The organism is Pseudomonas sp. TE3786, assembly GCF_054057335.1.
This window is the reverse complement of the sequence record NZ_JBSRZF010000015.1, coordinates 1-22,030: the sequence shown is the minus strand read 5'-3', so window position 1 is coordinate 22,030 and position 22,030 is coordinate 1. Positions and strand designations below refer to the sequence as shown.

At 61.9% G+C, this 22,030-nt stretch carries 24 protein-coding genes and 1 pseudogene; 11 read left to right on the top strand and 14 right to left on the bottom strand.

What is annotated here, in order from left to right; all coding sequences use genetic code 11:
• Nucleotides 1-25: 25 nt before the first annotated feature.
• Together ACVW0Y_RS16505 and yejK are read left to right on the top strand one after the other, a co-directional pair.
• Nucleotides 26-1,363, top strand: coding sequence for a TAXI family TRAP transporter solute-binding subunit (locus tag ACVW0Y_RS16505; RefSeq protein WP_457439592.1), 1,338 nt, complete (start codon nucleotides 26-28; stop codon nucleotides 1,361-1,363).
• Between the two features lie 36 nt (nucleotides 1,364-1,399).
• Nucleotides 1,400-2,407 carry a nucleoid-associated protein YejK gene (yejK, locus tag ACVW0Y_RS16500; protein WP_457439590.1) on the top strand — a complete coding sequence of 336 codons (1,008 nt, stop codon included), beginning with the start codon at nucleotides 1,400-1,402 and terminating at the stop codon, nucleotides 2,405-2,407.
• Nucleotides 2,408-2,537: 130 nt separating this feature from the next.
• Here the strand turns inward: yejK and ACVW0Y_RS16495 are convergent, their stop codons facing one another.
• Nucleotides 2,538-3,281, bottom strand: coding sequence for an SDR family oxidoreductase (locus ACVW0Y_RS16495; RefSeq protein ID WP_457439589.1), 744 nt, complete (start codon nucleotides 3,279-3,281; stop codon nucleotides 2,538-2,540).
• Between the two features lie 139 nt (nucleotides 3,282-3,420).
• On the opposite strand from ACVW0Y_RS16495, the gene ACVW0Y_RS16490 reads away from it, so the two are divergent.
• On the top strand, nucleotides 3,421-4,335 hold the full coding sequence (locus ACVW0Y_RS16490) for a LysR family transcriptional regulator (RefSeq protein ID WP_457439587.1): 915 nt from the start codon (nucleotides 3,421-3,423) through the stop codon (nucleotides 4,333-4,335).
• On the opposite strand, the gene ACVW0Y_RS16485 is transcribed toward ACVW0Y_RS16490, so the two are convergent.
• From ACVW0Y_RS16485 to ACVW0Y_RS16475, 3 genes are read right to left on the bottom strand one after another with little or no spacing between them, the layout of a single operon-like run.
• Entirely contained in the window at nucleotides 4,332-4,949 is a 618-nt protein-coding gene (locus ACVW0Y_RS16485) for an SOS response-associated peptidase (RefSeq protein WP_457439586.1), read from the bottom strand. The two genes, ACVW0Y_RS16490 and ACVW0Y_RS16485, sit on opposite strands and share 4 nt — an antisense overlap.
• Before the next feature lie 26 nt (nucleotides 4,950-4,975).
• A complete protein-coding gene (locus tag ACVW0Y_RS16480) occupies nucleotides 4,976-5,236 on the bottom strand; it encodes a putative signal transducing protein (protein WP_457439584.1) in 261 nt (86 codons plus the stop codon).
• Nucleotides 5,236-5,418, bottom strand: a complete 183-nt coding sequence (locus ACVW0Y_RS16475) for a CPXCG motif-containing cysteine-rich protein (protein ID WP_457439582.1) — start codon at nucleotides 5,416-5,418, stop codon at nucleotides 5,236-5,238. The genes ACVW0Y_RS16480 and ACVW0Y_RS16475 overlap by 1 nt, the downstream gene beginning before the upstream one ends.
• A gap of 187 nt (nucleotides 5,419-5,605) precedes the next feature.
• Between ACVW0Y_RS16475 and ACVW0Y_RS16470 the strand changes: the two genes are divergently transcribed.
• The gene (locus ACVW0Y_RS16470; protein ID WP_457439580.1) at nucleotides 5,606-6,769 is read left to right on the top strand and encodes a 1-acyl-sn-glycerol-3-phosphate acyltransferase; all 1,164 of its coding nucleotides are present in this window, start codon (nucleotides 5,606-5,608) and stop codon (nucleotides 6,767-6,769) included.
• Nucleotides 6,770-6,884: 115 nt separating this feature from the next.
• On the opposite strand, the gene ACVW0Y_RS16465 is transcribed toward ACVW0Y_RS16470, so the two are convergent.
• Complete coding sequence (locus ACVW0Y_RS16465; protein ID WP_457439578.1) at nucleotides 6,885-7,169, bottom strand: hypothetical protein; 285 nt, start codon at nucleotides 7,167-7,169, stop codon at nucleotides 6,885-6,887.
• A gap of 286 nt (nucleotides 7,170-7,455) precedes the next feature.
• Between ACVW0Y_RS16465 and ACVW0Y_RS16460 the strand changes: the two genes are divergently transcribed.
• The 5 genes from ACVW0Y_RS16460 to ACVW0Y_RS16440 all read left to right on the top strand — a co-directional run bounded on the left by ACVW0Y_RS16460 (nucleotide 7,456) and on the right by ACVW0Y_RS16440 (nucleotide 14,494).
• Nucleotides 7,456-8,619: a dipeptidase gene (locus ACVW0Y_RS16460; RefSeq protein ID WP_457439576.1), complete on the top strand. Its 1,164-nt coding sequence runs from the start codon at nucleotides 7,456-7,458 to the stop codon at nucleotides 8,617-8,619.
• Between the two features lie 124 nt (nucleotides 8,620-8,743).
• A complete protein-coding gene (gene rhlB, locus ACVW0Y_RS16455) occupies nucleotides 8,744-10,210 on the top strand; it encodes an ATP-dependent RNA helicase RhlB (protein ID WP_457439574.1) in 1,467 nt (488 codons plus the stop codon).
• Between the two features lie 234 nt (nucleotides 10,211-10,444).
• Nucleotides 10,445-10,963, top strand: a complete 519-nt coding sequence (locus ACVW0Y_RS16450) for a sigma-70 family RNA polymerase sigma factor (protein WP_457439572.1) — start codon at nucleotides 10,445-10,447, stop codon at nucleotides 10,961-10,963.
• Nucleotides 10,960-11,910: a FecR domain-containing protein gene (locus ACVW0Y_RS16445; RefSeq protein WP_457439570.1), complete on the top strand. Its 951-nt coding sequence runs from the start codon at nucleotides 10,960-10,962 to the stop codon at nucleotides 11,908-11,910. The genes ACVW0Y_RS16450 and ACVW0Y_RS16445 overlap by 4 nt, the downstream gene beginning before the upstream one ends.
• 118 nt (nucleotides 11,911-12,028) lie before the next feature.
• Nucleotides 12,029-14,494 (top strand): TonB-dependent siderophore receptor, encoded by a 2,466-nt coding sequence (locus ACVW0Y_RS16440; protein WP_457439569.1) that lies wholly within the window; start codon nucleotides 12,029-12,031, stop codon nucleotides 14,492-14,494.
• A 93-nt stretch (nucleotides 14,495-14,587) separates the two neighbouring features.
• Here the strand turns inward: ACVW0Y_RS16440 and moaE are convergent, their stop codons facing one another.
• The 4 genes from moaE to ACVW0Y_RS16420 form a co-directional block, all read right to left on the bottom strand.
• A complete protein-coding gene (gene moaE, locus ACVW0Y_RS16435; RefSeq protein ID WP_457439567.1) occupies nucleotides 14,588-15,034 on the bottom strand; it encodes a molybdopterin synthase catalytic subunit MoaE in 447 nt (148 codons plus the stop codon).
• Between the two features lies 1 nt (nucleotide 15,035).
• Nucleotides 15,036-15,284: a MoaD/ThiS family protein gene (locus tag ACVW0Y_RS16430; protein ID WP_457439565.1), complete on the bottom strand. Its 249-nt coding sequence runs from the start codon at nucleotides 15,282-15,284 to the stop codon at nucleotides 15,036-15,038.
• The gene (moaC, locus tag ACVW0Y_RS16425) at nucleotides 15,284-15,760 is read right to left on the bottom strand and encodes a cyclic pyranopterin monophosphate synthase MoaC (protein ID WP_457439562.1); all 477 of its coding nucleotides are present in this window, start codon (nucleotides 15,758-15,760) and stop codon (nucleotides 15,284-15,286) included. The genes ACVW0Y_RS16430 and moaC overlap by 1 nt, the downstream gene beginning before the upstream one ends.
• Nucleotides 15,761-15,903: 143 nt before the next feature.
• Entirely contained in the window at nucleotides 15,904-16,800 is an 897-nt protein-coding gene (locus tag ACVW0Y_RS16420; protein WP_457439560.1) for a DMT family transporter, read from the bottom strand.
• Nucleotides 16,801-16,951: 151 nt separating this feature from the next.
• Here ACVW0Y_RS16420 and ACVW0Y_RS16415 point away from each other — a divergent pair, with 151 nt between their 5' ends.
• The gene (locus ACVW0Y_RS16415; protein ID WP_457439558.1) at nucleotides 16,952-17,824 is read left to right on the top strand and encodes a helix-turn-helix domain-containing protein; all 873 of its coding nucleotides are present in this window, start codon (nucleotides 16,952-16,954) and stop codon (nucleotides 17,822-17,824) included.
• Nucleotides 17,825-17,910: 86 nt separating this feature from the next.
• On the opposite strand, the gene ACVW0Y_RS16410 is transcribed toward ACVW0Y_RS16415, so the two are convergent.
• From ACVW0Y_RS16410 to ACVW0Y_RS16395, 4 genes are all read right to left on the bottom strand, one after another.
• Complete coding sequence (locus ACVW0Y_RS16410; RefSeq protein WP_457439556.1) at nucleotides 17,911-18,234, bottom strand: DUF3325 domain-containing protein; 324 nt, start codon at nucleotides 18,232-18,234, stop codon at nucleotides 17,911-17,913.
• The gene (locus tag ACVW0Y_RS16405) at nucleotides 18,234-19,832 is read right to left on the bottom strand and encodes a PepSY-associated TM helix domain-containing protein (RefSeq protein ID WP_457439554.1); all 1,599 of its coding nucleotides are present in this window, start codon (nucleotides 19,830-19,832) and stop codon (nucleotides 18,234-18,236) included. The genes ACVW0Y_RS16410 and ACVW0Y_RS16405 overlap by 1 nt, the downstream gene beginning before the upstream one ends.
• Nucleotides 19,829-20,155, bottom strand: a complete 327-nt coding sequence (locus ACVW0Y_RS16400) for a DUF3649 domain-containing protein (protein ID WP_457439552.1) — start codon at nucleotides 20,153-20,155, stop codon at nucleotides 19,829-19,831. The genes ACVW0Y_RS16405 and ACVW0Y_RS16400 overlap by 4 nt, the downstream gene beginning before the upstream one ends.
• Nucleotides 20,156-20,429: 274 nt before the next feature.
• The gene (locus ACVW0Y_RS16395) at nucleotides 20,430-20,702 is read right to left on the bottom strand and encodes a DUF3509 domain-containing protein (protein WP_457439550.1); all 273 of its coding nucleotides are present in this window, start codon (nucleotides 20,700-20,702) and stop codon (nucleotides 20,430-20,432) included.
• Nucleotides 20,703-21,177: 475 nt separating this feature from the next.
• Here ACVW0Y_RS16395 and ACVW0Y_RS16390 point away from each other — a divergent pair.
• Nucleotides 21,178-21,387: pseudogene (locus ACVW0Y_RS16390) on the top strand (DUF3509 domain-containing protein); the annotation flags it as partial.
• Nucleotides 21,388-21,424: 37 nt separating this feature from the next.
• Here ACVW0Y_RS16390 and ACVW0Y_RS16385 read toward each other — a convergent pair.
• Entirely contained in the window at nucleotides 21,425-21,922 is a 498-nt protein-coding gene (locus ACVW0Y_RS16385) for a phosphate-starvation-inducible protein PsiE (RefSeq protein ID WP_457439548.1), read from the bottom strand.
• Nucleotides 21,923-22,030 lie beyond the last annotated feature (108 nt).

Below are 22,030 nucleotides of genomic sequence, written 5' to 3'. Positions count from 1 at the left end.
CCGACAGCACCGCTAAGGATGTGCAATGCGTAGGATCTTGCGTGACCTGAAAATCATGTTGCTGACCAACCTGTGGATAGTCCCGGTGGTGGCGGCGTTAGTCGGTGCCCTCTTCTACTTCGTCGCCCCGCCCCCGCCCATGCACGCGCGCATGGCCACTGGCGCTGCCGGTGGCGGCTACCACGCCTTTGCCGAGAAGCTGAAAACCGAGCTGGGGAAACAGGGCTTCAGCCTGGAGCTGGTGGCAAGCAAGGGCTCGCAGGACAACCTCAACAAACTGGCCAAGGGCGAAGTGGAACTGGCCCTGGTGCAGAGTGGCCAGGAGCTCAGCATCGCCGCTGATGCGCGGGACAAACTCAGCGGCCTGGGGGTGATGTACCGCGAACCGCTGTGGCTGTTTCTGACCAAGAAAGCCAAGTTCGACCGCCTCGCCGATCTGATGAAAATGCGCGTGGCCATCGGTGTTGAAGACAGCGGCACCCAGGCGGTGACCGCCGCGCTCTTTGCCGCCAACCGCATCGAACCCGCGCAGTACCCGAAAACCTGGCAAGCCGTGGGCGGTGGCAAGGCCGCCGATGCGCTGCTTGCTGGCGAGCTGGATGCGGCGTTCTTTGTCGGCCCGGCCGAGAACGCCTTGATCCAGCGTCTGGCTGCCGATCCCAATCTGCAACTGGTCAGCCTGCGCCGCACCGCGGCCTACCTGGCGCGCCTGCCCTACCTCAGCGAGTTGCAGGTGGGCGAAGGAATGCTCGATATGGCGCAGAACACCCCCGACCACGACATCGTCACCCTCGGCCCGATGGCCACCCTGGTAAGTGGTGAAAACTTCCACCCCTCGCTGACCGCGCTGATTCTGGAAGCGGCGAAAACCGTGCTGAAAAACGGCAGCTTGCTCGACCCCGCCGGCAGCTACCCGGCACCGCCACCGCTGTCGCTGCACACCCTGGACGAGGCCGACTACTACTACAAAAAAGGCCTGCCGATTCTGCAGCGCTACCTGCCGTTCCGCATTGCCTCGCTGGCCGACCGCTACATCATTCTGGCCATTCCGCTGCTGGTGTTGCTGTTCCCGCTGTTCAAAGCCATCGGCCCGATCTACCAGTGGCGCATCCGTGCGCGCATCTACCGCTGGTACAAACACCTGAGGGAAATCGACCAGCAACTGTACAAAGGCAAGCTGCCCAGCGACCTGAGTGCCGAGATCGCCCGTCTGGAAGGGCTGGAGGACGAACTGGCGCGAGTGGAAGTGCCGCTGTCCTACTCCAACGAGCTGTATGAACTGCACATGCACCTGCGCTACATGATCGAGCGCTTGCAAGCCTTACAGCGGCGAAGGGCGACCCAGACCGAAGTGGTCGGGTAAACTGCGCGCCGCTTGTACTTTTAAACCGAGACCGCCATGCCGATTCGCCACTGCATCGTTCACCTGATCGAGAAAAAACCCGATGGCACCCCTGCCGTTCTCCACGCCCGCGACAGCGAGCTGGCCGAATCCCAGGCCATCGAGAACATGCTCGCCGACCTCAACGAAAGCTATAACGCCAAACAGGGCAAGGCCTGGGGTTACTTTCAGGAGGAGTCCGGGGCGTTTCCGTTCAGTGGCTGGCTGGCGCAATACCAGGCTGGCGATCAGGACTTCACGTCCTTCAGCCGTCAGGCCGTCGAGCACCTGCAAAAGCTGATGGAAGAATCCAACCTGTCCACCGGCGGCCATGTGCTGTTCGCCCACTACCAGCAGGGCATGACCGACTACCTGGCCATCGCCCTGCTGCACCACAGTGAAGGCGTAGCGGTAAACGCCGCGCTGGACGTGACCCCGGCCAAGCACCTGGACCTCGGCCAACTGCACCTGGCGGCACGCATCAACCTGTCGGAATGGCAGAACAACAAGCAGTCCAAGCAGTACATCTCGTTTATCAAAGGCAAGAACGGCAAGAAGGTCTCGGAATACTTCCGCGACTTTATCGGCTGCCAGGAAGGCGTCGACTCGCCCAGCGAAACCCGCACCCTGCTGAAAGCCTTCAGCGACTTCGTGGAAAGCGAAGACCTGCCGGAAGAACAGGCGCGTGCCAAGACCGACACCCTGGTCGACTACGCCACCAGCCAGGCCAAGATGGGCGAGCCGATGACCCTGCAGGAGCTCTCCGGCCTGCTCGACGAAGAACGGCCGAAAGCCTTCTATGACCATATCCGCAACAAGGACTACGGCCTGTCGCCGGAGATTCCAGCGGACAAACGCACCCTCAGCCAGTTCCGCCGCTTTACCGGCCGCGCCGAAGGCTTGTCGATCAGCTTCGAGGCGCACCTGCTGGGCTCGAATATCGAGTACAACGAAGCCGCCGGCACCCTGACCATCCGCAATCTGCCCACCCAGTTGCAGGATCAGCTCAAGCGTCGCAAAGACTGATGCAGTCGCCGTTTTTTCGTAGGAGCGGCTTCAGCCGCGATGCGCTTGATCTTAAAGGCATCGCGGCTGAAGCCGCTCCTACGGGATTTAGTGCGTATAAAAAAACCCGCTTTCGCGGGTTTTTTGTTGCTTAGAAATCCTGCACGGTCGGGCGCAGCAAGATATCGCTGATGTCGACGTCTGCCGGTTGGCCGATGGCAAAGGCAATCGCCCGCGCCACCGATTCCGCCGGAATCGCCATTTTGTAGAACTCGTTCAGGCCCTCACTGCTGGCCTGGTGCGAGCTGCCGTGTTTCAGCTCGGTGTCCACCGCGCCCGGCGAAATCACTGTGGTGCGGATCGCCCCGCCCACTTCATGGCGCAGGCCATCGCTGATGGCGCGCACGGCGAACTTGGTACCGCTGTAGACGGTGCCACCCGGGCTGAACACCTTGTGCCCGGCAATCGAGGCAACGTTGATAAAGTGCCCGCTGTTCTGCTGCTGGAAGCGTGGCAGGGCAGCGGCAACGCCGTAGAGCAGGCCTTTGATATTGATGTCGATCATGCGCTCCCACTCGTCCACCTTGATCTCGCTCATGGGGGCGATGGACATCAGGCCAGCGTTGTTGATCAGCACATCGACACGACCGAAGCTGTCCACCGCGCCTTGAATCAGCGCTTCGACCTGGCTGCGCTCGGTGATATCGGTGGCATAGGCCACGGCCTTGCCGCCGGCACCGGTGATTTCGCTGACCAGCTTGTCGAGACGATCCTTGCGCCGCGCACCCAATACCACCGATGCGCCCAAGGCGGCCAGGTGGCGCGCAGTGGCTTCGCCCAGGCCGCTGCTGGCCCCGGTGATCACTACAACCTTGCCTTCGATATTGTTGCTCATGCTCATGTCCTCAGAATTGCGGGCCAGGGAGTTGGCAGCCGTTGAGGGCGAGTATGGGCAGCGCGCTTGCAACTGAAAATGGAACAGATAGGATTTGGCTATTCCATAAACTGGAACAAATCATACAAGGCCCCACCTGATGCTCAACCGCATGGAACTGCTGAAAATTCTCTGTACCGCCGCCGAGGCTGGCAGCTTTCGCGAAGCGGCCATGCGCCTGAGCATTTCGCCGCAAAGCGTGACCCGGGCGATTCAGGAGCTGGAGCAGCAGTTCGGCGAAATCCTCTTTCACCGCAGCACCCGCCAGGTGCAGATCACCGCCTTTGGCCAGAGCCTGGCGGAGCAAGCGCGGCAGACCCTGGACAGCGTCGACCAATTGTTCCAGCGCAACGCGCGCCACCCGAGCAATGAGATCAGCGGCCGGGTCGGCATCACCGCGCCGCATGCCATCGGCCGGCGTTTTCTGGTGCAGTTGTTGGTGCCGCTGCTGCGTGAGCACCCGGGCCTGCAGGTGGACCTGCGCCTGGAAGATGAAATGACCGATGCGGTCAGCGCGCAGATCGATATCGGTATCCGCGTCGGCATGATCCGCGACCGCCGGTATATCGCCCGGCCGATGGCCAAGGTGCCGTTGTGGGTGGTCGCCAGCCCCACTCTGCTCGCCACCACCGGCGCGCCTTCATCACTCGAAGCGCTGCAGCAGCAGCCGCTGTCGGCGCTGATCGACCGCCGCAGCGGTAAACCCTGGCCGTGGATGTTTGCCAACCATGAACAGCTGCTGCCTGAACAGGCGGTGTTTATCAGTGATGACCCGGAGGCGGAGCTGGAAGCGGTGCTGGCCGGGTTGGCCTTTGCCCAGGTACCGAGTTACCTGGCCGTGCCCCATCTGCGCAGCGGCGCGTTGCTCAGCGTGTTGGATAGCGTCGCGCCGCCGGCCTGGGACCTGTTTATCTACCGCCCGCAGCGTGGACCGGTGTCGCCTCGGGTGCGACTGGTGTTCGATCACCTGATGGCGCAGTTTTCTGACCCTGCGCTCTTTCCCGAACAGCCTTAGGCCGGGGTCAGGCATTCGGGGCCATTGGCCTTGGGGTCATTGACGAAATGCGCCAGCGCCCGTTCACGCAAGCTCGGGTTGGGCTGACAGAGCAGTTCCTGCAAGGCCGGCAGCGGCGTATCAGCGCCCAGCCAAACCTCCTGACCCGCCGCATCGAGGATCAGCGGCCGGCGCAAACCATTGGCCGGCTGGGTGATCACCGCTACGCTCAGGTAGGTATGGCCCTGCACTGGAAACGCCTCCCACACCGCGGCGAAATACAACGGCGACTCTTCACGGGTGATCCAGTAGGGGCGCTTGCGCACCGAGCCGCGCCACTCGTAAAAGCCATTGGCTGGCAGCAACGCCCGGCGCAGGCGAAAGGCATCGCGAAACATCGGCTGTTCGGCCAGGGTTTCGGCGCGGGCATGGGCAGGGGTTTTCGACAGATCGGTGAGCCAGGGCGGGGTCAGGCCCCAACGGGCGCGCTCGGCCTGACGCTGGCCCTCGACCTGGCGCAGCATCAGCACCTGGCTATTGGGCGCGATGTTCCAGCCCGGCTGTTGGTCGGCGGGGAAACCAGGGGTTGCCGCCAGGGCGGGTGTCCAGCGAAACAGGGCGTAGCGTCCACACATCAGGCAGGGGGCTCATTGAAAAGGGTTCAGCATAAGAGGATGCCCTGGAATTCTTCAGGCTCATCGCCCGGCAGCGGCTGCGCGGCATTGTACGCGGCGATCAGACCGCGTGCGTGCTCGGCCTGCTGATTGGGCACCAGCAAGCCCAACAGCCCCATGACCGGCAACTCCCCCGCCGCGCCGAGCAGATGGCCACCCGTGACATGGGCCTGCACACCTTCGCTGGCCAGCATACTGGTCAGCAATTCCGCTTCCATCAGATCCTGTGGCTCATAAATGCGCTGCATCAGTCATTCTCCCCACGAACATCCAGATCCCAGCCATCCCCATCGGTACGCAGATCAAACACAATCGGCCGGCAACACACCGGACAGTCCTCGATGTACTGCTGATCACCGCCGGAAAGATCGAGCAGCGCCTCGGCCGGTTCACCGCAATACGGGCAGTCGTAGAGCTGGGTTTCGAGCATAGGGAACTCCGGAAAATCGCCTGAACGTCGTAAAGCCTTGTGAAGCGTTACAGGAGCAAGCGTAGTCTCCCTGTGACTTGTAGGTATAATCGCCGGTCTATTGCTGACCGAGCAGCCTCGCCGTATTTTTCACACGGCCTGCAGGGCGCATTTCCAACCGTAACCGCAAGCAGAACAAGAGAGCATGATGGGCGAATTCGATGCCATCCGACCGTACGCTGACGCCGAAGTCCCTGCGGTCCTGAATCGCCTGCTGGCGGACCCGGCGTTTTTGCAGATCCTTACCCATTTCCGCTTTCCTCGCCTTTCCCGGCATTTTTCCTGGTTGCTCAAGCCGCTGATCGCCCATCGTCTGCGTTCGCAGTTCGCCGCGATCGATTCGGTGGCGACCTTGCAGGACAAGGTCGAGGTGTATGTCGACCGCAGTATCGAGCAGGCTACCGATGGCGTGACCTATAGCGGTCTGGAGCACCTCAAGGCCGGCAATGCCTATCTGTTTCTGGCCAACCACCGCGATATCGTGATGGACCCGGCCTTCGTCAACTACGCGGTGTACCACGCCGGCCTGCCGACGCCGCGCATCGCCATTGGCGACAACCTGCTGCAAAAGCCCTTTGTCAGCGACCTGATGCGTTTGAACAAGAGCTTTATCGTGCACCGCTCCCTGAGTGGCCGGCGCGAGAAGCTGGCGGCGTTCCAGTTGTTGTCGGCCTATATCAACCACTCGATTCGCAATGATCATGAGTCGATCTGGATCGCTCAGGCCGAAGGCCGCGCCAAGGACGGTGATGACCGTACCGATTCGGCGATCCTCAAGATGTTCCATATGAGCCGCAAGGACGAGCCGTTCGTCGAGGTGATTGGCCGGCTGAATCTGGTGCCGGTGTCGATCAGTTACGAGTACGACCCCTGCGATCAGGCCAAGGCCCGAGAGTTGTTTATCCGCGCCAGCACCGGTAGTTACGAGAAGGCCGCCGGTGAAGATGACAAGAGCATTGGCTTGGGCATTACCGGCTACAAGGGCCGGGTACACCTGAACTTCGCCCCGCCGGTACTGGACGGTTTTGAGGACAGCAAGCAGCTGGCGGTAGAAATGGACCGGCAGATTCTCAGTGGCTACCGCTTGTTCCCAGCGCATTACCTGGCCTATGCGCAGTGGGCCGATCGCGACCCGACGCTGCAGGTGCCGGACGCCACCGAGCTGTTCCCGGCCGAAGAGCTGGCGGCGGCGCAGCAGGAATGGCAGAAGCGCCTGGACAGTTGCCCGGCCGAGCAGCGGCCGTTTCTGGTGGTGCAGTACGCCACGCCGGTGCGCAATCAGTATCGAATCAAGGCCGGCCTGCCGTTGTAAGGCGCAGTCGGCAACAAAAAAGGCGGCCCCGGTATCGGGTGCCGCCTTTTTTCGTATTGGCGTTTTGTTGCAGATCGTAGATTGGCTGGAGCGCAGCGAAGCCCAACGGTCCATTTCAGATCTGGGTACTGAACCAGGACACCAGCAGACCAATCGCCAAACTGGCATAGCCAAACGCGGTAAAGAAGCGGTTGAGCTGCAGGGTGGAGGCATCGAGGCTGGACAGTTCGGTGCCTTCGGCCAGTTCACTGTCGGCCAGCAGACCGGCGATGGCGCGGCGCTGGCGAATACGGGTGGCGATCAGCAGCCAGCTGCCGGCGAGGGCGAAGAACAGTGCCAGGGCATTGATCGATTGTGCGGGGTGGGACAAAGCGAGAGAAAACAGCGCCTGCAACGACATCTACAACCTCGGCTTCAGAGCTACGGCAAACGGCTCTGGTCGGATCTGCGCCGCCTGGTACGGGCGCTACGGCGGCGGATTCTACCGAAGCCGAACGGCGCTGCGCGGCTTTCCGACGAATGTCCCGGACGCTGGTGCCTGCCCGGGCTAAATCCCCTGCCCCCTGTTTCGTATGTCCTTGGAGAGGGGCTGCGCGCAAGCAGCCCCGGGCCAGCTGCCGTACGCCCAGCACCGCCGCCGATTTGCTACAGTCCGGGCCACAACAACAAAAGCTCGGATGCGACCTATGCGTAAACTTTCGATTGCCGTACTGGTTTTGCTGGCTATTGGCCTGGGGGTGTTCTTCAGCCTGCCCAGCTACCTCGACCGCACGCTCAACAGCGTGGAAAACCCGGCACCCTACCCGGCCAATGAACAGGCCGAAGCCCTGCACAAAACTCTGTTTATCGCCGACCTGCACAACGATGAGCTGCTGTGGCAGCGCGATATCCTCAAGCGCGTGAGCTATGGCCATTCCGATCTGCCGCGGCTGATCGAGGGGCGTGTGGCGTTGCAGGTGTTTTCCACCGTGACCAAAACCCCGCACAACCTCAATTACGAAAACAATGGCAGCGACAGCGACGACATCACCCTGCTGGTGATGGCCCAGCGTTGGCCCACCGCCACCTGGAAAAGCCTGCTGCAACGCGCCCTCTACCAGAGCCGGAAACTGCACGAAGGTGCCGCCAATAGCGATGGCAAGCTGGTGGTGATCAAAACCCGCGGCGATCTCGCTGCCTTTATAGAGGCCTGGAAAAAAGACCCCAACCGCGTCGCCGGGATCATGGCCACCGAGGGGCTGCAGGTGATCGAGGGCAAGCTGGATAACGTCGACCGTCTATATGACGCCGATTTCCGCATTGCCGGCCTCACCCACTTTTTTGATAACGAGGTCGGCGGCTCGGCCCACGGCCTGGCCAAGGGTGGTCTCACCCCATTGGGTCGCCAGGTGATCACCCGTCTGGAACAGAAAGGCATGCTGGTGGACCTGGCCCATGCCTCGCGCCCGCTGATCGACGACGTATTGGCCATGGCCACCCGCCCGGTGCTGGTCTCGCACACCGGGGTTGAAGGCACCTGCCCGGGCACCCGTAACCTCAGCGACGCCCATATCGAGAAAATCGCCGCCACCGGTGGGGTGATCGGCATCGGCTTCTGGGACACCGCGGTGTGCGAGACCTCGGTGCCGGCCATCGTCAAAGCCATTCGCTACACCGCCGACAAGGTCGGCGTCGCCCATGTGGCCCTGGGTTCGGACTTCAACGGCACCATTCACGCGCCGTTCGACAGCACCGGCCTGGCGCAACTGACCGAAGGCCTGCTCAAGGCTGGCTTCAGCCAGGCGGATATCGCCGCGATCATGGGCGGCAATGTCCAGCGCCTGCTCCTGCAAACCCTACCCGAGGCCTGAGTGGCAAGGGGATGAACGTCCGCCGCCGGCCGATGTTTAGGCAGTTGCCTGCAACATTTCGCCGCACCGACTTATTGCTTTACACTGGCGGGCGTTCATTCCTTAACCAATTGAAGAGATTCCCGTGCTCAAAGCACTCAAGAAAATGTTTGGCAAAGGCGAAGGCGAGCTGCCGGCGTCTGTCCCTGCCGCCCCCTCTTCCGCGCCCACCCCTGCCGTAGACAGCCCCCGCCAGGCCAAACCGAGCCAGCCGCGGCAACCACGCGCAGCGAAAACCGAGCGCACCCACGCCGCTCCAGCGCCAGCCGAAAGCGCCACCAGCACCACCCACCATTCAGAAAAACCCCGTCGGGCCCGTCCGGTGCCGGCGGTGAGCACCTGGAAACTGGAAGACTTCGTGGTTGAGCCGCAAGCCGGCAAAACCCGTTTCCATGATTTCCAGCTGTCCGATGAGCTGATGCACGCCATCCACGACCTGGGTTTCCCGTATTGCACGCCGATCCAGGCCGAGGTTCTGGGCTACACCCTCAAGGGCCAGGACGCCATCGGCCGTGCCCAGACCGGTACCGGTAAAACCGCCGCCTTCCTGATTTCCATCATCACCCAGCTGCAGCAGACCCCGGCACCGAAAGAGCGCTACATGGGCGAGCCGCGCGCGCTGATCATCGCCCCCACCCGCGAGTTGGTGGTGCAGATCGCCAAAGACGCCGAGTTGCTGACCAAGTACTCGGGGCTGAACGTGATGTCGTTTGTCGGCGGCATGGATTTCGACAAGCAGCTCAAGCAGCTCGAATCGCGCTTCTGCGACATTCTGGTGGCCACTCCAGGTCGCCTGCTGGACTTCGCTCAGCGCGGCGAAGTGCACTTGGATATGGTCGAAGTGATGGTGCTGGACGAAGCCGACCGCATGCTCGACATGGGCTTTATTCCCCAGGTACGTCAGATCATTCGCCAGACCCCGCCGAAAAACGAACGCCAGACCCTGCTGTTCTCCGCGACCTTCACCGAAGACGTGATGAACCTCGCCAAACAGTGGACCACCACCCCGGCCATCGTTGAAATCGAGCCGGAAAACGTCGCCAGTGACACCGTGGAACAACATATCTACGCGGTCGCCGGCAGCGACAAATACAAGCTGCTGTACAACCTGATCACCCAGAACAACTGGGAACGGGTAATGGTGTTTGCCAACCGCAAAGACGAAGTGCGCCGCATCGAAGAACGCCTGATCCGTGACGGCGTGAGTGCCGCACAGATGTCCGGCGATGTGCCGCAGCACAAGCGGATCAAAACCCTGGAAGGCTTCCGCGAAGGCAAGATCCGCGTGATGGTCGCCACCGACGTGGCCGGCCGTGGCATTCATATCGATGGCATCAGCCATGTGATCAACTTCACCCTGCCGGAAATGCCGGACGACTACGTGCACCGCATCGGCCGTACCGGTCGCGCGGGTGCCAGCGGTGTGTCGATCAGCTTTGCCGGTGAAGACGACTCCTACCAGTTGCCGGCGATTGAGGAACTGCTGGGGCGCAAGATCAATTGCGAAACCCCGCCGACCGAGTTGCTGACGCCGGTGCCGCGTAAGCACTGATCGTCGCCCACAAAAAAGCCCGTCCATGTGACGGGCTTTTTTGTGGGCGAACGAATTAAAACAGCATCGCGGCTCAAGCCGCTCCTTCGGGGGCAACGCGCTCCCCTGTAGGAGCTTGAGCCGCGATCCCTGCAAACGACACAACCCCCTCCTCACGCAAACAGTGGCAATTGTCACTTGATAGACATTATCATTTGCCACCCTTTCCTAGCCGCTGCACAGCGCGAGTGTCTGATGTCTTCCGCCGGGCAACCGTTACACCAGCTCTATAGCGCCCACCATGGCTGGCTCACGGCGTGGCTGCGGCGGCGCCTTGGCTGCTCGCACAACGCGGCCGACCTTGCGCAAGACACCTTTATGCGCCTGCTGCTGGCCGACCGCGCCGCGCGTTTGCCCAGCGATCTGCAGGAGCCTCGGCACTTTCTGGTGACGGTGGCCAAGCGCGTGATGGTCGATCACTTCCGCCGCCGGGCCATTGAACAAGCCTATCTGCAGGCGTTGGCGTTGCAGCCGCAGGCCGAAGAGATCTCCCCGGAAACCCGCTTGCTGATGGTGGAAACCCTGCTGGCGCTGGACGCCATGCTCGATGGCCTGGGTCAGAAGGCCAAGCAGGCGTTTCTTATGTCCCAGCTCGAAGGCCTGGGCTATAGCGCCATCGCCGAACGCCTGGGGGTGTCGGTCAGTTCGGTGACCAAGTACATGGCCAAGGCCACCGAGCACTGCCTGCTGTTCGCCCTGGACGCGCAGCTATGAAAACCCCGGACAAACGTCTGGCGCTGCGCGAGGCGGCGCATTGGTATGCGCGTCTGGGTGCCGAGCCGGTGAGTGGCGAGGTACAGCAGCAATGGAGCGTCTGGTATGCCCAGGACGCTGCGCATCAATGGGCGTGGCAGCAGGTGCAGCGCTTGCAGGCGCAGCTCCAGGGCTTGCCCGGCCCGCTCGCCTACCAGGCCATGCAACACGCCAACTCGGCCCCTGCGCTGGCGCGGCGCACGTTGCTCAAAGGCTTGTTTCTGGGCGTTGGCGCGGGCGGCCTGGGGCTGTATGGCTACCGTGAAGCACCGCTGTGGCTGGCCGACTACCGCACCCGTGTCGGTGAACGCCAGCGCATTGCCTTGGCCGATGGCAGCACGCTGATCCTCAACACCGCCAGCGCTGTGGATGTGCACTTGCAGGCCGATCTGCGCCTGGTCATCGTGCGCGCTGGCGAAGTACTGATCGAAACCGGAAAAGACCCGCGCCCCTTTGTGGTCCGCAGTGCCGAAGGCGATATGCGCGCCCTCGGTACGCGCTTTACCGTGCGGCAACGCGAGGGCATCACCGACCTCGGCGTGCTGGAACATGCCGTGGCCGTGCAGAGCAAAAACGGTAACGGTGCCGAGCAGATTGTGCCGGCCAACCAGCGCCTGTCCTTCTCTGCCAACCAGCTTTTCAGCCCCAGCGCTCTCGATCCCAGCGAGGCGCAATGGGTCAATGGCCAACTGGTGATCGACAACTGGCGTCTCGACCAGCTGCTGGCCGAGCTGCAACGCTATCGCCCGGGGTTTGTGCAGTGCAGCACGGATATCGCCGGGCGGCGGCTGTCCGGCGCTTATCCGCTGGATGACACCGACAGCGCCCTCGCCGCCATCGCTCGCGCCCTGCCGGTGCGCATCGAACAACGCAGCCGTTACTGGGTGCGGGTGTTGCCCCAGGCCTGAGTTTTCGCCCTGCCCCGCCGCCCTGAAAAATTTTTTACCCGCCATTGTCGATTTGCCGTCCCTCGCTCGACTCCCTCTGCAAAGAACCATAACGCCTACACGATCTTCAGGAGTCAGCATGTACGCAGGGCAGAAACCTACAGCGCGTCGCCCCCTCAGAACGCCACTGGCCGCCGCCATTTTCGGCACCAGCCTGGCCCTGCACGGGGCATTGCTGATGCCCGCCGCGGCGCAAGCGGCAGAGACCGAAACCAGCGCCCAGCGCAGCTACTCGATTGCCCCCGGCCCGCTGGGTGCGGTGCTCAGCCGCTTTGCCGCAGACGCCGGTGTGGTGCTGTCGTTCGACGCCAGCCTCACCAATGGCAAGCAGAGTGCCGGCCTGCAGGGCAGCTACAGCGTCAGCCAGGGCTTTGCCCAGTTGCTGGCCGGCAGTGGCCTGCGCAGCGTGCAGCAAGGCGCTAACAACTATTCGCTGGCCGTGGCACCGACCGGCGAAGGCCTGGAGCTGAGCGCCACCAGCATCAACGCCAGCAGCCTCGGCGAGAGCACCGAAGGCAGCGGTTCCTACACCACCGGCAGCACCCGCTCGGCGCTCAAGTTGCCGCTGTCCATTCGCGAAACGCCGCAGTCGGTGACCGTGATCACCCGGCAACAAATGGATGATCAGGGTGCCCGCGATATCAGCGATGTGCTGGCGCGCACGCCGGGGGTTTCGGCCCAGCAGTACGACAGTGACCGTATGGAGTTTTCCACCCGCGGCTTCACCATCACCAACTACCAGTACGACGGTGTGAACACCCTGTACGACGGTGTCTACGATCAGGGCACCACCCACACCGATATGGCGGTGTACGACCGCGTGGAGGTGATCAAGGGTGCTACCGGTTTGATGACCGGCCTGGGCGACCCGTCTGCCACCGTCAACCTGGTGCGCAAGCGCCCGACCCGCGAGTTTCAGGCCTCGGTCACCGGCACTGCCGGCTCGTGGGATGACTACCGCAGCGAAGGCGATGTATCCGGCCCGCTGAATGACGAGGGCTCAGTGCGTGGGCGGATGGTCGGGGTGTACCAGGACCGCAACTCCTACCTCGACCACTACTCGCAGAAAAAAGACATTCTCTACGGCATTTTCGAAGCCGATCTGACCCCGGACACCCTGCTGACCTTCGGCATCGACCAGCAGAACAACAAGCCGCGCGGCACCTCGTGGACCGGCGATATCGCGTTCTACAACGACGGCAGCGAAACCGACTTCTCCCGCTCGTTCAACCCCGGCACCGACTGGAGCCGTCGCGATTTCGAGAGCACCACCTTCTTTGGCTCGGTGGAACAGACCCTGGCCAATGACTGGAAGCTGAAAACCAGCCTCACCCATATGATCAACGACCACGACACCCTGCTCGGCTCGGCCAGCGGCACCACCGTTGCCGGCCTGGACCCGGCCACCGGCGAAGGCGCGGCCTTCTACTGGGGCCACTGGGAAGGCCATCGCCTGCAGGACACGGTGGATGTGAATGCCAGCGGGCCATTCAGCCTGTTCGGGCGCGAACATGAGCTGGTGATCGGTTATACCGCCGCCGCCGCGAAAACCACCGGCGACCTGTACGAGGGGCTGGGCGGCGATGCGGTGCCGGGCAACCTGTTCGACTGGAGCGGCGACTACCGCGAGCCGGACTTCGCCAAGACCGGCGACTATGAAACCAACCAGCGCCAGAGCGGCGCCTACCTGGCCAGCCGTTTCAAGCCGACTGATGACCTGGCGATCATCCTCGGCACACGCGTGAGCACCTTCAAGTACGACGACAAGAGCGACTTCTACGTCGACCCCGACACCCGCACCAGCTACGAACAGCATGGTGTGGTCACGCCTTACGCCGGGGTGGTGTACGACCTGGACGAGACCTACTCGGTGTACGCCAGCTACACCTCGATCTACCAGCCGCAGACAGTGAAACAGCAGAACCTCAACACCCTCGACCCGGTGGAAGGTGCCAGCTATGAGGGCGGCCTGAAAGGCGAATATCTGGGCGGCCGTTTGAACGCCAGCCTGGCGCTGTTCCGCATCGAACAGGACAACGTGGCGCAATACGTGGGCACCACCCTGACCGGCATCGACTACTACAAGCCAATCAAAGGTGCGACCACCAAGGGCATCGAGCTGGAACTGGCCGGCGAGATCAGCGAGGGCTGGAACCTCTCAGCCGGTTACACCTACGCGCGCACCCGCGACAAGGACGACCAGCGCATCTATGGCTATCCGCTGTCCACCACCAAACCCGAGCATGTGGCGCGCCTGTTCACCACCTACCGCCTGACTGGCGACCTCAACCGCCTGACCATCGGCGGCGGGCTGAGCTGGCAGAGCCAGTTCTACGGCCAGGCCTGGGGTCCGTATGAACTCAAGCAAGGCGGCTACACCCTGGTGGACGCCATGGCGCGCTACGACTTCAACGAGCACCTGAGCGCCAGCCTGAATGCCAAGAATCTGTTCGATAAGGAGTACTTGTCGGGGCTCGGCAACTTCGGCACCACCTACTACGGTGAGCCGCGCAGCTTGAGTGTGTCGGGGACGTATAAGTTCTGATTGAACACGTAGGGCGAATATCCGCAGCGCGGATATCCGCCGTTACACCGAATCAGCGGATATCACCTGCGGCGATATTCGCCCTACGCCTCTCTACCAACGATTGGCGGCGTCTTTATCGCTGCACTTGCCTTCCACCCAGCGCGGCCCTTCGGGGGTGTCTTCCTGCTTCCAGAACGGCGCGCGGGTTTTCAGGTAATCCATGATAAAGGCGCAAGCGTCGAAGGCGGCCTGGCGGTGGGCGCTGGTGGTGGCGACAAAGACGATGGGCTCGCCAGGTTCGAGGCGGCCGATGCGGTGAATCACTTCCACCTTGAGCAGCGGCCAGCGCTGGCCGGCTTCATCGGCGATTTTGCCCAAGGCCTTCTCGGTCATGCCGGGGAAGTGTTCGAGGAACAGGCCGGACACCTCGCGGCCATCATTGAAATCGCGCACATAGCCGACGAAGCTCACCACCGCGCCCACCCCGGCATTGGCGGCGTGCATGGCGTTGAGTTCATGGCCTGGATCAAAGGCGTCGGTTTGTACGCGAATGGCCATCTCAGCCTCCGGTCACGGTGGGGAAGAAGGCTACTTCATCGCCATCGGCCAGGGGCTCGTCGAGGCTGCACAGCTCCTGGTTACGGGCGCACATCAGGTTCTGTTCGGCCAACACCTGCCACACCCCGCCACGGGCCAGCAGGTGCAGGCGCAAGGCGTCGAGGGTGGTGAAGGCGCTGGCGTTGTTCAACTGTTCGGCTTCGATGCCGAGGGCTTCGCGATAACGGGCGAAATACTGCACGCGAATCATCACTGCTCCTCGCCGGCTTTGAAGTGGCCGCTCTTGCCGCCCAGTTTCTCCAGCAAACGCACCGACTCGATAACCATGCCGCGGTCCACCGCTTTGCACATATCGTAAATAGTCAGGGCGGCGACGCTGGCGGCGGTCAGGGCTTCCATTTCCACCCCGGTCTGGCCGGCCAGTTTGCAGCGCGCCTGGATGCGTACGCAGTCCTCACCCTGGGCGCTCAGCTCGACCTTGACGCTGGTGAGCATCAGCGGATGGCACAGGGGAATCAGGTCGGAAGTTTTTTTCGCCGCCTGGATGCCGGCAATGCGCGCCACGGCAAATACATCGCCCTTGGGGTGGCCACCGGCCTGGATCATTTGCAGGGTTTGCGGTTGCATGCGGATCAGGGCTTCAGCCACGGCCTCGCGGGAGGTCACCGCTTTGTCGGTGACATCGACCATATTGGCGCGGCCTTGGGAGTCGAGATGGGTTAACACGGGGGTGCTCCGTTGGAAGAGCGGGGATTGTAAACCCGTGGGTCAGAATTCGGTCAATGGCCATAAAATCAAAAGCATCGCGGCTAAAGCCGCTCCTACAAATTGTGCGACCCCGTAGGAGCGGCTTGAGCCGCGATACGCTTTCAACGAGCCAACGCTGGTGCCCCCACCGCCTTGGGCTTCCTGAACACCAACACATTCCCCAGCATCACCAACCACAACCCCACCAACGCCGTTGCCGTCCATTGGTAGCCTTCGACAAACGCCGAGATATTCAACGCCACCACCGGAAAAAGCACCGTGCAATACGCCGCCCGATCAGCCCCCATGCGCCCCACCAAGGTCAGGTAGGCGGTGAAACCGATCACGGAGCCGGGAATGGCTAGATACACCAGCGAGCTTACGTATTGCGTGCTCCAGTCAACGCTCAGCGGCGTGCCACTGAGCAGGCAGTAACCGCCCAGAATCAGCGCGCCGTAGAGCATGCCCCAGGCGTTGGTGGTCAAGGGTCTGAAGCCGGCTTTCTGTTGCAGACTGGAGAGCATATTGCCGGCGGAAAAACACAGGGTGCCGAACAGCGCCAGCGTTAGGCCGATCAGGGTTTCCCGGCTGGCCTCATGCCCCGCCAGCTCCGGCCAGAACAACAGCGCCAGACCGGCCAGACCGAGGGCACCGCCGGCCAGCACATTGGCGGCGATACGTTGGCCAAAGAACACCCGCGCATTCAGGGCATTCCATAAGGTGGCGGTGGAAAACACCACGGCGATCAGGCCGCTGGGTATCCATTGGCTGGCGGTGTAAAAACACATGAAGTTGATGCAGAACAAACACAAGCCTTGGGCCAGACAGAGCCACTGGGCGCGGCGATTGAGGGTTTGCAAACGGCGGCTGAGCAACAGAATGGCAAACAGCACAATCGCCGCTAGGCCGAAGCGATAAGCGATGGACAGAGGGATGGCGACGCTGCCCACCTGCAGTTTGATGGCGATCCAGGTGGTGCCCCAGATCAGGACGGTCAACAGGTACAACGACAGGTTCATGGCAAGGCTCCCGAGCAATGCCGGCAGTCTGCGCAACCGGCGGTCCGGGCGCTTGCAGAAACTTGCGCTTATTTGCCCAAGGCGGCTGGCAGCCAGGCGCGCGCGCGTTAGCATAGGTGCCACAGTCAGTTAGCCAGCGACGCCCTGCCGCATGCCTCAACTCCCGCACATTCAGGTGTTTCAATCGCTCAACAGCTCGCCCCATGCGCAGCTGGAGCATTGTGCCGAGTTGGGCGACGGCCTCACCGCCGCGCTGTGGAGCAACTACCACGATGCCCGCGAGTACCAGGGGCCCAGTCATCACACCCTGTCCTGCTACCTGGCCGGCGGCACCGGCACCTTCCGCCGCGACAACCCCAGCGCCAAAGGCGCGCCGGGCAAACTGTGCATCATGCCGGCCGGCCATGATTCGTCCTGGGTGATCAATGGCGATATCCGCCTGGCCCATCTGTATATCAGCCCCGAGCGCTTTGCCCTCAGCGCGGTCAGCCTGCTGGACCGCGAGCCACGGGAGGTGGAGTTGCGCGAAAGCACCTTTGTCGACGACCCCGTGCAGGCCGGCCTGTTTCGCCAACTGGCGGCGCTGAACTGGAATGAGCCGGGCGAGCGTTTGCTCACCAGCAGCCTGGCCCACGAGATGGTCGGCCACGCGCTGCTCAATCAGGCCGGGCAGCGGCAGAACCTGCGTTTGAAAGGTGGTCTGGCACCGAATTTGCGCCGCCAGTTGCGCGACTACATCGAAGCGCAGCTGAGCGAGCCCATCAGCCTGGGGCAGTTGGCGGGATTGGCGGCGTTATCGGAATACCACTTTGCGCGGATGTTCCGCGAAAGCTTTGGTGTGCCACCGCACCGTTATCTATTGGCGCGGCGTTTGGTGCGGGCCCGACAACTGCTCAAAGAAAGCGCCCTGCCCCTGGGCGACGTGGCGTTGGCCTGCGGTTTCGCCAGCGCCAGCCATTTCAGCAATACCTTCCGCAATGCCTTGGGCGCGACGCCTGGGGAGTATCGGTTGGCGCTGCGGTAAGCGTTTTTTGTGGGAGGGGCTTTAGCCGCGAGCTGTTGATCTTAAGAGCTCGCGGCTAAAGCCCCTCCCACAAGGTTCTGCGTTTGTTACGCCAACAACGCCAACAACCCACCCAACGGCAACAGCCCACCCAACGGCAGCACCCAGCGGTTGCGCCAGGCCATCAGCAGGCCGACCGCCAGGCCGGCCAGCATCAGTTGCAGCAGGCCGGTGATGATGCCCATGTCGGCCGTCAGCTCGATGATGTTCAAGGCCATACCCACGGCCAGCAGCAGCGCGCCGATAACGCGCAAACCGTTGGTACGGGCGGCGGTGGGAGCACTGTTTAGCAGCGCTTTGTGGTGACGGGACATGGCCAGACACAGGGCAGTCATGCCCAGGTAGTTGAGGCCGAACGCGAGCAACAACATCAGACGCTCTCCTCCACCAGTTCACGGCGTTCGCGTTTGCTCCGCGCCTGCACCGGCACTTCTTTGGCCACCCGCGGCCACCAGGCCATCTTGGCGCACAGCAGGCCGGCGGCGAAGATCGCCAGGTCGATGCCCGGCACACGCCAATCACCGCGTGCAATGGCGGCGCTCAGCGCACCCGGTTGCCCGGTAAGCACGTCCAGGGCTGGCAGGCCCATGGCCACTACCGCGCCGACGGCGAACAGGTCGCGGCCAACCCGGCCGCTGTTGCGACGGATCACGGCCCACAGCGCCACGGCCACCCAGACGGCGACAAAGGCATAGGCTTCCCAATGGTCACGCAGGTTTACATTGGCCGGAATCAGGCGGTTGCCGTACAGCAAACCGAGGCTGGCAATGGGCAGGCCGCCGATCACTGCGCCGTTCATGGCACGGACAAAACCGATGCCCCAACCGCCCTTGGCTTCGCGTTTGCGCAGCCACACTTGCAGGCCACCCACCACCATGGCGCAGCCCATCAGGCCGAGGCCCAGGTACAGCCAGCGCACGATGGCACCGCCAAACTGGGCCATATGCACATTGGTCAGCCAGGCGTATGCGGTGTAGCCGGGTTTATACGGTTTCTGCTCATGCAGGAAGGCCCCGGTGGTGGCGTCGTAGGACATGATCCATTGGAAGTCGACCACCCGCGAACGGTCGTAGCGGCGAATATCCACCACCGCGCCTTTGTCGCCCGGGTGGTGCACGCTGATCCAACCGGTTTCCGTGCCACCCTCGCCACTGGCCGCCCAGCGACGTTTGGCGTCGAGCACCAGCTTGTCGATGGAGGCCGCATGGTCGGATTTACGCTTGAGTTCGTCACGGCCGAACTGGCCCTGCACTTCGGAGAACATCTTTTCGATGTCGCCCTTGTAGCCGACCTTCAAGCCCGCCGGCATATAGAAAGTGACGAAGATCGCCAGGCCGGTGTAGGCAATCAGCAGATGGAACGGCAGACCGACTACGCCAAACAGATTGTGCGCATCCAGCCAGGCGCGCTGGCCATTGGCGTCCGGGCGCAGGGTGAAGAAGTCTTTGAAGATGCGCCGGTGAATGATGATGCCGCTGACCAGCGCCACCAGCATGAACATGCCGGCAATGGCGACGATATACATGCCGAGCATGCCGCCAAACAGGTTGTAGTGCAGGGTGAACCAGAAGGTGCCGCCGAGGGTTTTCGGCAGCACGTCACCGGTTTGCGGGTCGAGGGTGAAGCTGACGAACGGCTCCAGCTCGCTTTGCGGCTCGTAGCCGGCATACCAGTAGGGTTGGCGCTCGTCCGGCGGGCGCATCCAGATGGCGTGTGGCGGCTTCGGGGCCTGTTTTTGCACCCAGGCGCTGACCTGATCGAGGCTCAGGGTGGTTTCACCGACCGGGTGCAGGCTCGGGCGCATCCACACTTCCAGCTCTTTATCGAAGCAGGCAATGCTGCCGCCAAACAGAATCACAAACAGCAACCAGGACGGCAGCAAGCCACCCCAGGTATGCAGCCAGGCCATGGCCTGGCGCAGGCTTTTGTTTTTTACCCTAGTCACCGAAGTGTTATCCGCCGCACTCATCGCCGGGCTCCAAAATCACCGGCTACCAGAGCGCCCAGGGCCAGCAGCAGGCTCAGGCCCAGCAGCACCAGCCAGGCCCGCGAAGCGGAGCGGGCGGCAAAGGTGTAAACGACAGCCGCCACATAGACGATAAAACTCGCCAGGCTGGCAAATACCACGCGATCGCTGCGTACCAGCGGCAGGTAGACCGTGAGGAACATGGTGCTGGCATACGCCAGCCCGTAGCCGGCAAAGATTGCCGCGACGATGCGCGAGCCCAGGGCCACAGCCGGAGACGAACTCCAGGCCTTGACGGTGGTTTTGGTAGGGATAGCGGTACTCACGGGGCTCCTTCATGGCCTGACGTTGCCGGTCTTGATTCAGCGGCTATTTACCGGCCAGCGCTGGGTTTCGCAGCCCGCTGTTCAACCAACCGGGAAGGTGGTGAGCAAGCGCGGAAGGAAAGGAGAAAAACGCACAGTGAGCCGGCACGGTCGCTGCCGGAAAGGGCAGTCGCTTCTTAAATGCGAATATATTTCACTTAAGAGCCAGTGTCACGCGCGGAGCAAAATCCCGGCGGCTTGCTGGATTGCCTCGGGCAGCGCAGCCCAAGCCAACCTATGCCAGGATTTCGTTGGCCGCCGGGCTGAGTTTGCCCAGGCACGACAGGCCACGCCCCTGGTCGATGGCCAGGCCGAAGCGAATGCTGATGATCACCTGTTCAAGCTTCTCGACGTCGGCCAATTGATCACTGCTGAGCATGCGTTGCGCCACTCGGCCCTGGTCGTTGGATAACGAAAGCATTGCGCTGCCATCCGGGCTGCCAATGCTGAAGCGCACCAGAAACTCATCCTTAAAGGAGTCGCTGACGTATTTGAAGGGATTAACCATGGCCTCATACCTCGGTTCTGCGGATACCTGCTATTCCCTTCGCAAGTCAGGGGCCAAGTTTGTATCCGAGTCGACAAGCGGTCGTGAATGAAAGGTTTAGGGTCGTTATTTATTCGACTGATGGGTTCTGGCGTCGAAAATGGCCACTGGCCTTCACATTTCCTTCACAAAAAACGCACCGTAAACAATCACTTGCCCTGTAACTGGGCAGTGAAATACAGCGACCGAGCGGAGCGGGAAAAGTACCGTCGAATTAATTAGCGAACGGCGTTTGGAGGTTTTTCAGCGGCCGTCTACGCTGATTACCTGTGTCGCAAAACTTCTGGTCCAAAGATTAGAACTTTGTACGAGCGCGACCGGTCAACAACCAAGACTTGAATAACAAGACTTGCCCAACTGGTGTGCAAACCAGGCTGTTTCAACTACCTGCCACTGCCAAGTTTTATTCAGCCCTTTAGCAAACAGGTAATGGACTATGCACAATCCCTTTCAGTTACTGACCGAAGCGTTCCACCCGCAATACCGCGTCAACCTGAGCATCGAGCGGCTCGATGGCAGCATCATGTTGACCTTGTCAGAAGAGCAGACAGTAGTGGCCAAACGGCTGATCAGCCCGGCCCAGCGCAATGACGAAACACGGCTACGCAACGTGATCCGTTCGCTGCAGCAACGCATCGAACTGGAACACGCCGCCGTCTGATCCACTGCCCTGAACAAAGCGCTCAGTCAGTGTCCGCCGCTTCGGCTTCGGTCGAGCGTGAGGACGCAGCGCTTTTGTTTTCCTTGCTCGGCGTTACCGACGGAAAGTTCGACGACGCGTAGCGCACCACCAGAATCGCCAGGGCCAGCAGCAGAATCGCGCCCGACACATACACCACGCCCATATCCGGACTCTGATGGTGGGACACATCGGAAATCAGCAAGCGCGTGAGCGCGGTGATCGCCACATAGATCAGAAAGCGCACCGGCATATGGTTGGTCTTGAAGTAGATGCCGACCATCGCACCCAACTCCAGATAGATAAACAGCAGCAGGATGTCATCGACTGTGATGTGACCCTTTTCGATCATCTGCAAAAACGCCGTCACCGCCGCCCAGGCCGTGATGCCACCAATACCGAACAGCGCCAGGTAGTGAAAGCCTTCCACCAGCAGATCGCCCAGTGACTCGGCCAGGCCATGCATGGACTGCTTGAGGTCTTCCGCCCATTTGATTTTCAACGTGTGCTTCCTTGTAGATACCGTCTTGCCCATCAGTGAGCAAGCGCCTTTTGCGCATCGAAGGGTTGTCCCGATTTGAGTACGCCGTAAGCGATGTGCAGCAACTTG

Excerpts from the sequence above, each read along its gene's own strand:
- ACVW0Y_RS16475 (WP_457439582.1), bottom strand. The coding sequence starts at position 5,418 with ATGCTCGAAACCCAGCTCTACGACTGCCCGTATTGCGGTGAACCGGCC.
- ACVW0Y_RS16410 (WP_457439556.1), bottom strand. The coding sequence starts at position 18,234 with ATGTTGTTGCTCGCGTTCGGCCTCAACTACCTGGGCATGACTGCCCTG.
- ACVW0Y_RS16495 (WP_457439589.1), bottom strand. The coding sequence starts at position 3,281 with ATGAGCAACAATATCGAAGGCAAGGTTGTAGTGATCACCGGGGCCAGC.
- ACVW0Y_RS16485 (WP_457439586.1), bottom strand. The coding sequence starts at position 4,949 with ATGTGTGGACGCTACGCCCTGTTTCGCTGGACACCCGCCCTGGCGGCA.
- ACVW0Y_RS16445 (WP_457439570.1), top strand. The coding sequence starts at position 10,960 with ATGAAAACCCCGGACAAACGTCTGGCGCTGCGCGAGGCGGCGCATTGG.
- ACVW0Y_RS16415 (WP_457439558.1), top strand. The coding sequence starts at position 16,952 with ATGCCTCAACTCCCGCACATTCAGGTGTTTCAATCGCTCAACAGCTCG.
- ACVW0Y_RS16505 (WP_457439592.1), top strand. The coding sequence starts at position 26 with ATGCGTAGGATCTTGCGTGACCTGAAAATCATGTTGCTGACCAACCTG.
- ACVW0Y_RS16440 (WP_457439569.1), top strand. The coding sequence starts at position 12,029 with ATGTACGCAGGGCAGAAACCTACAGCGCGTCGCCCCCTCAGAACGCCA.
- moaE (WP_457439567.1), bottom strand. The coding sequence starts at position 15,034 with ATGGCCATTCGCGTACAAACCGACGCCTTTGATCCAGGCCATGAACTC.
- ACVW0Y_RS16430 (WP_457439565.1), bottom strand. The coding sequence starts at position 15,284 with ATGATTCGCGTGCAGTATTTCGCCCGTTATCGCGAAGCCCTCGGCATC.
- yejK (WP_457439590.1), top strand. The coding sequence starts at position 1,400 with ATGCCGATTCGCCACTGCATCGTTCACCTGATCGAGAAAAAACCCGAT.
- ACVW0Y_RS16465 (WP_457439578.1), bottom strand. The coding sequence starts at position 7,169 with ATGTCGTTGCAGGCGCTGTTTTCTCTCGCTTTGTCCCACCCCGCACAA.
- ACVW0Y_RS16460 (WP_457439576.1), top strand. The coding sequence starts at position 7,456 with ATGCGTAAACTTTCGATTGCCGTACTGGTTTTGCTGGCTATTGGCCTG.
- ACVW0Y_RS16490 (WP_457439587.1), top strand. The coding sequence starts at position 3,421 with ATGCTCAACCGCATGGAACTGCTGAAAATTCTCTGTACCGCCGCCGAG.
- ACVW0Y_RS16395 (WP_457439550.1), bottom strand. The coding sequence starts at position 20,702 with ATGGTTAATCCCTTCAAATACGTCAGCGACTCCTTTAAGGATGAGTTT.
- ACVW0Y_RS16420 (WP_457439560.1), bottom strand. The coding sequence starts at position 16,800 with ATGAACCTGTCGTTGTACCTGTTGACCGTCCTGATCTGGGGCACCACC.
- ACVW0Y_RS16405 (WP_457439554.1), bottom strand. The coding sequence starts at position 19,832 with ATGAGTGCGGCGGATAACACTTCGGTGACTAGGGTAAAAAACAAAAGC.
- ACVW0Y_RS16470 (WP_457439580.1), top strand. The coding sequence starts at position 5,606 with ATGGGCGAATTCGATGCCATCCGACCGTACGCTGACGCCGAAGTCCCT.
- ACVW0Y_RS16480 (WP_457439584.1), bottom strand. The coding sequence starts at position 5,236 with ATGCAGCGCATTTATGAGCCACAGGATCTGATGGAAGCGGAATTGCTG.
- ACVW0Y_RS16450 (WP_457439572.1), top strand. The coding sequence starts at position 10,445 with ATGTCTTCCGCCGGGCAACCGTTACACCAGCTCTATAGCGCCCACCAT.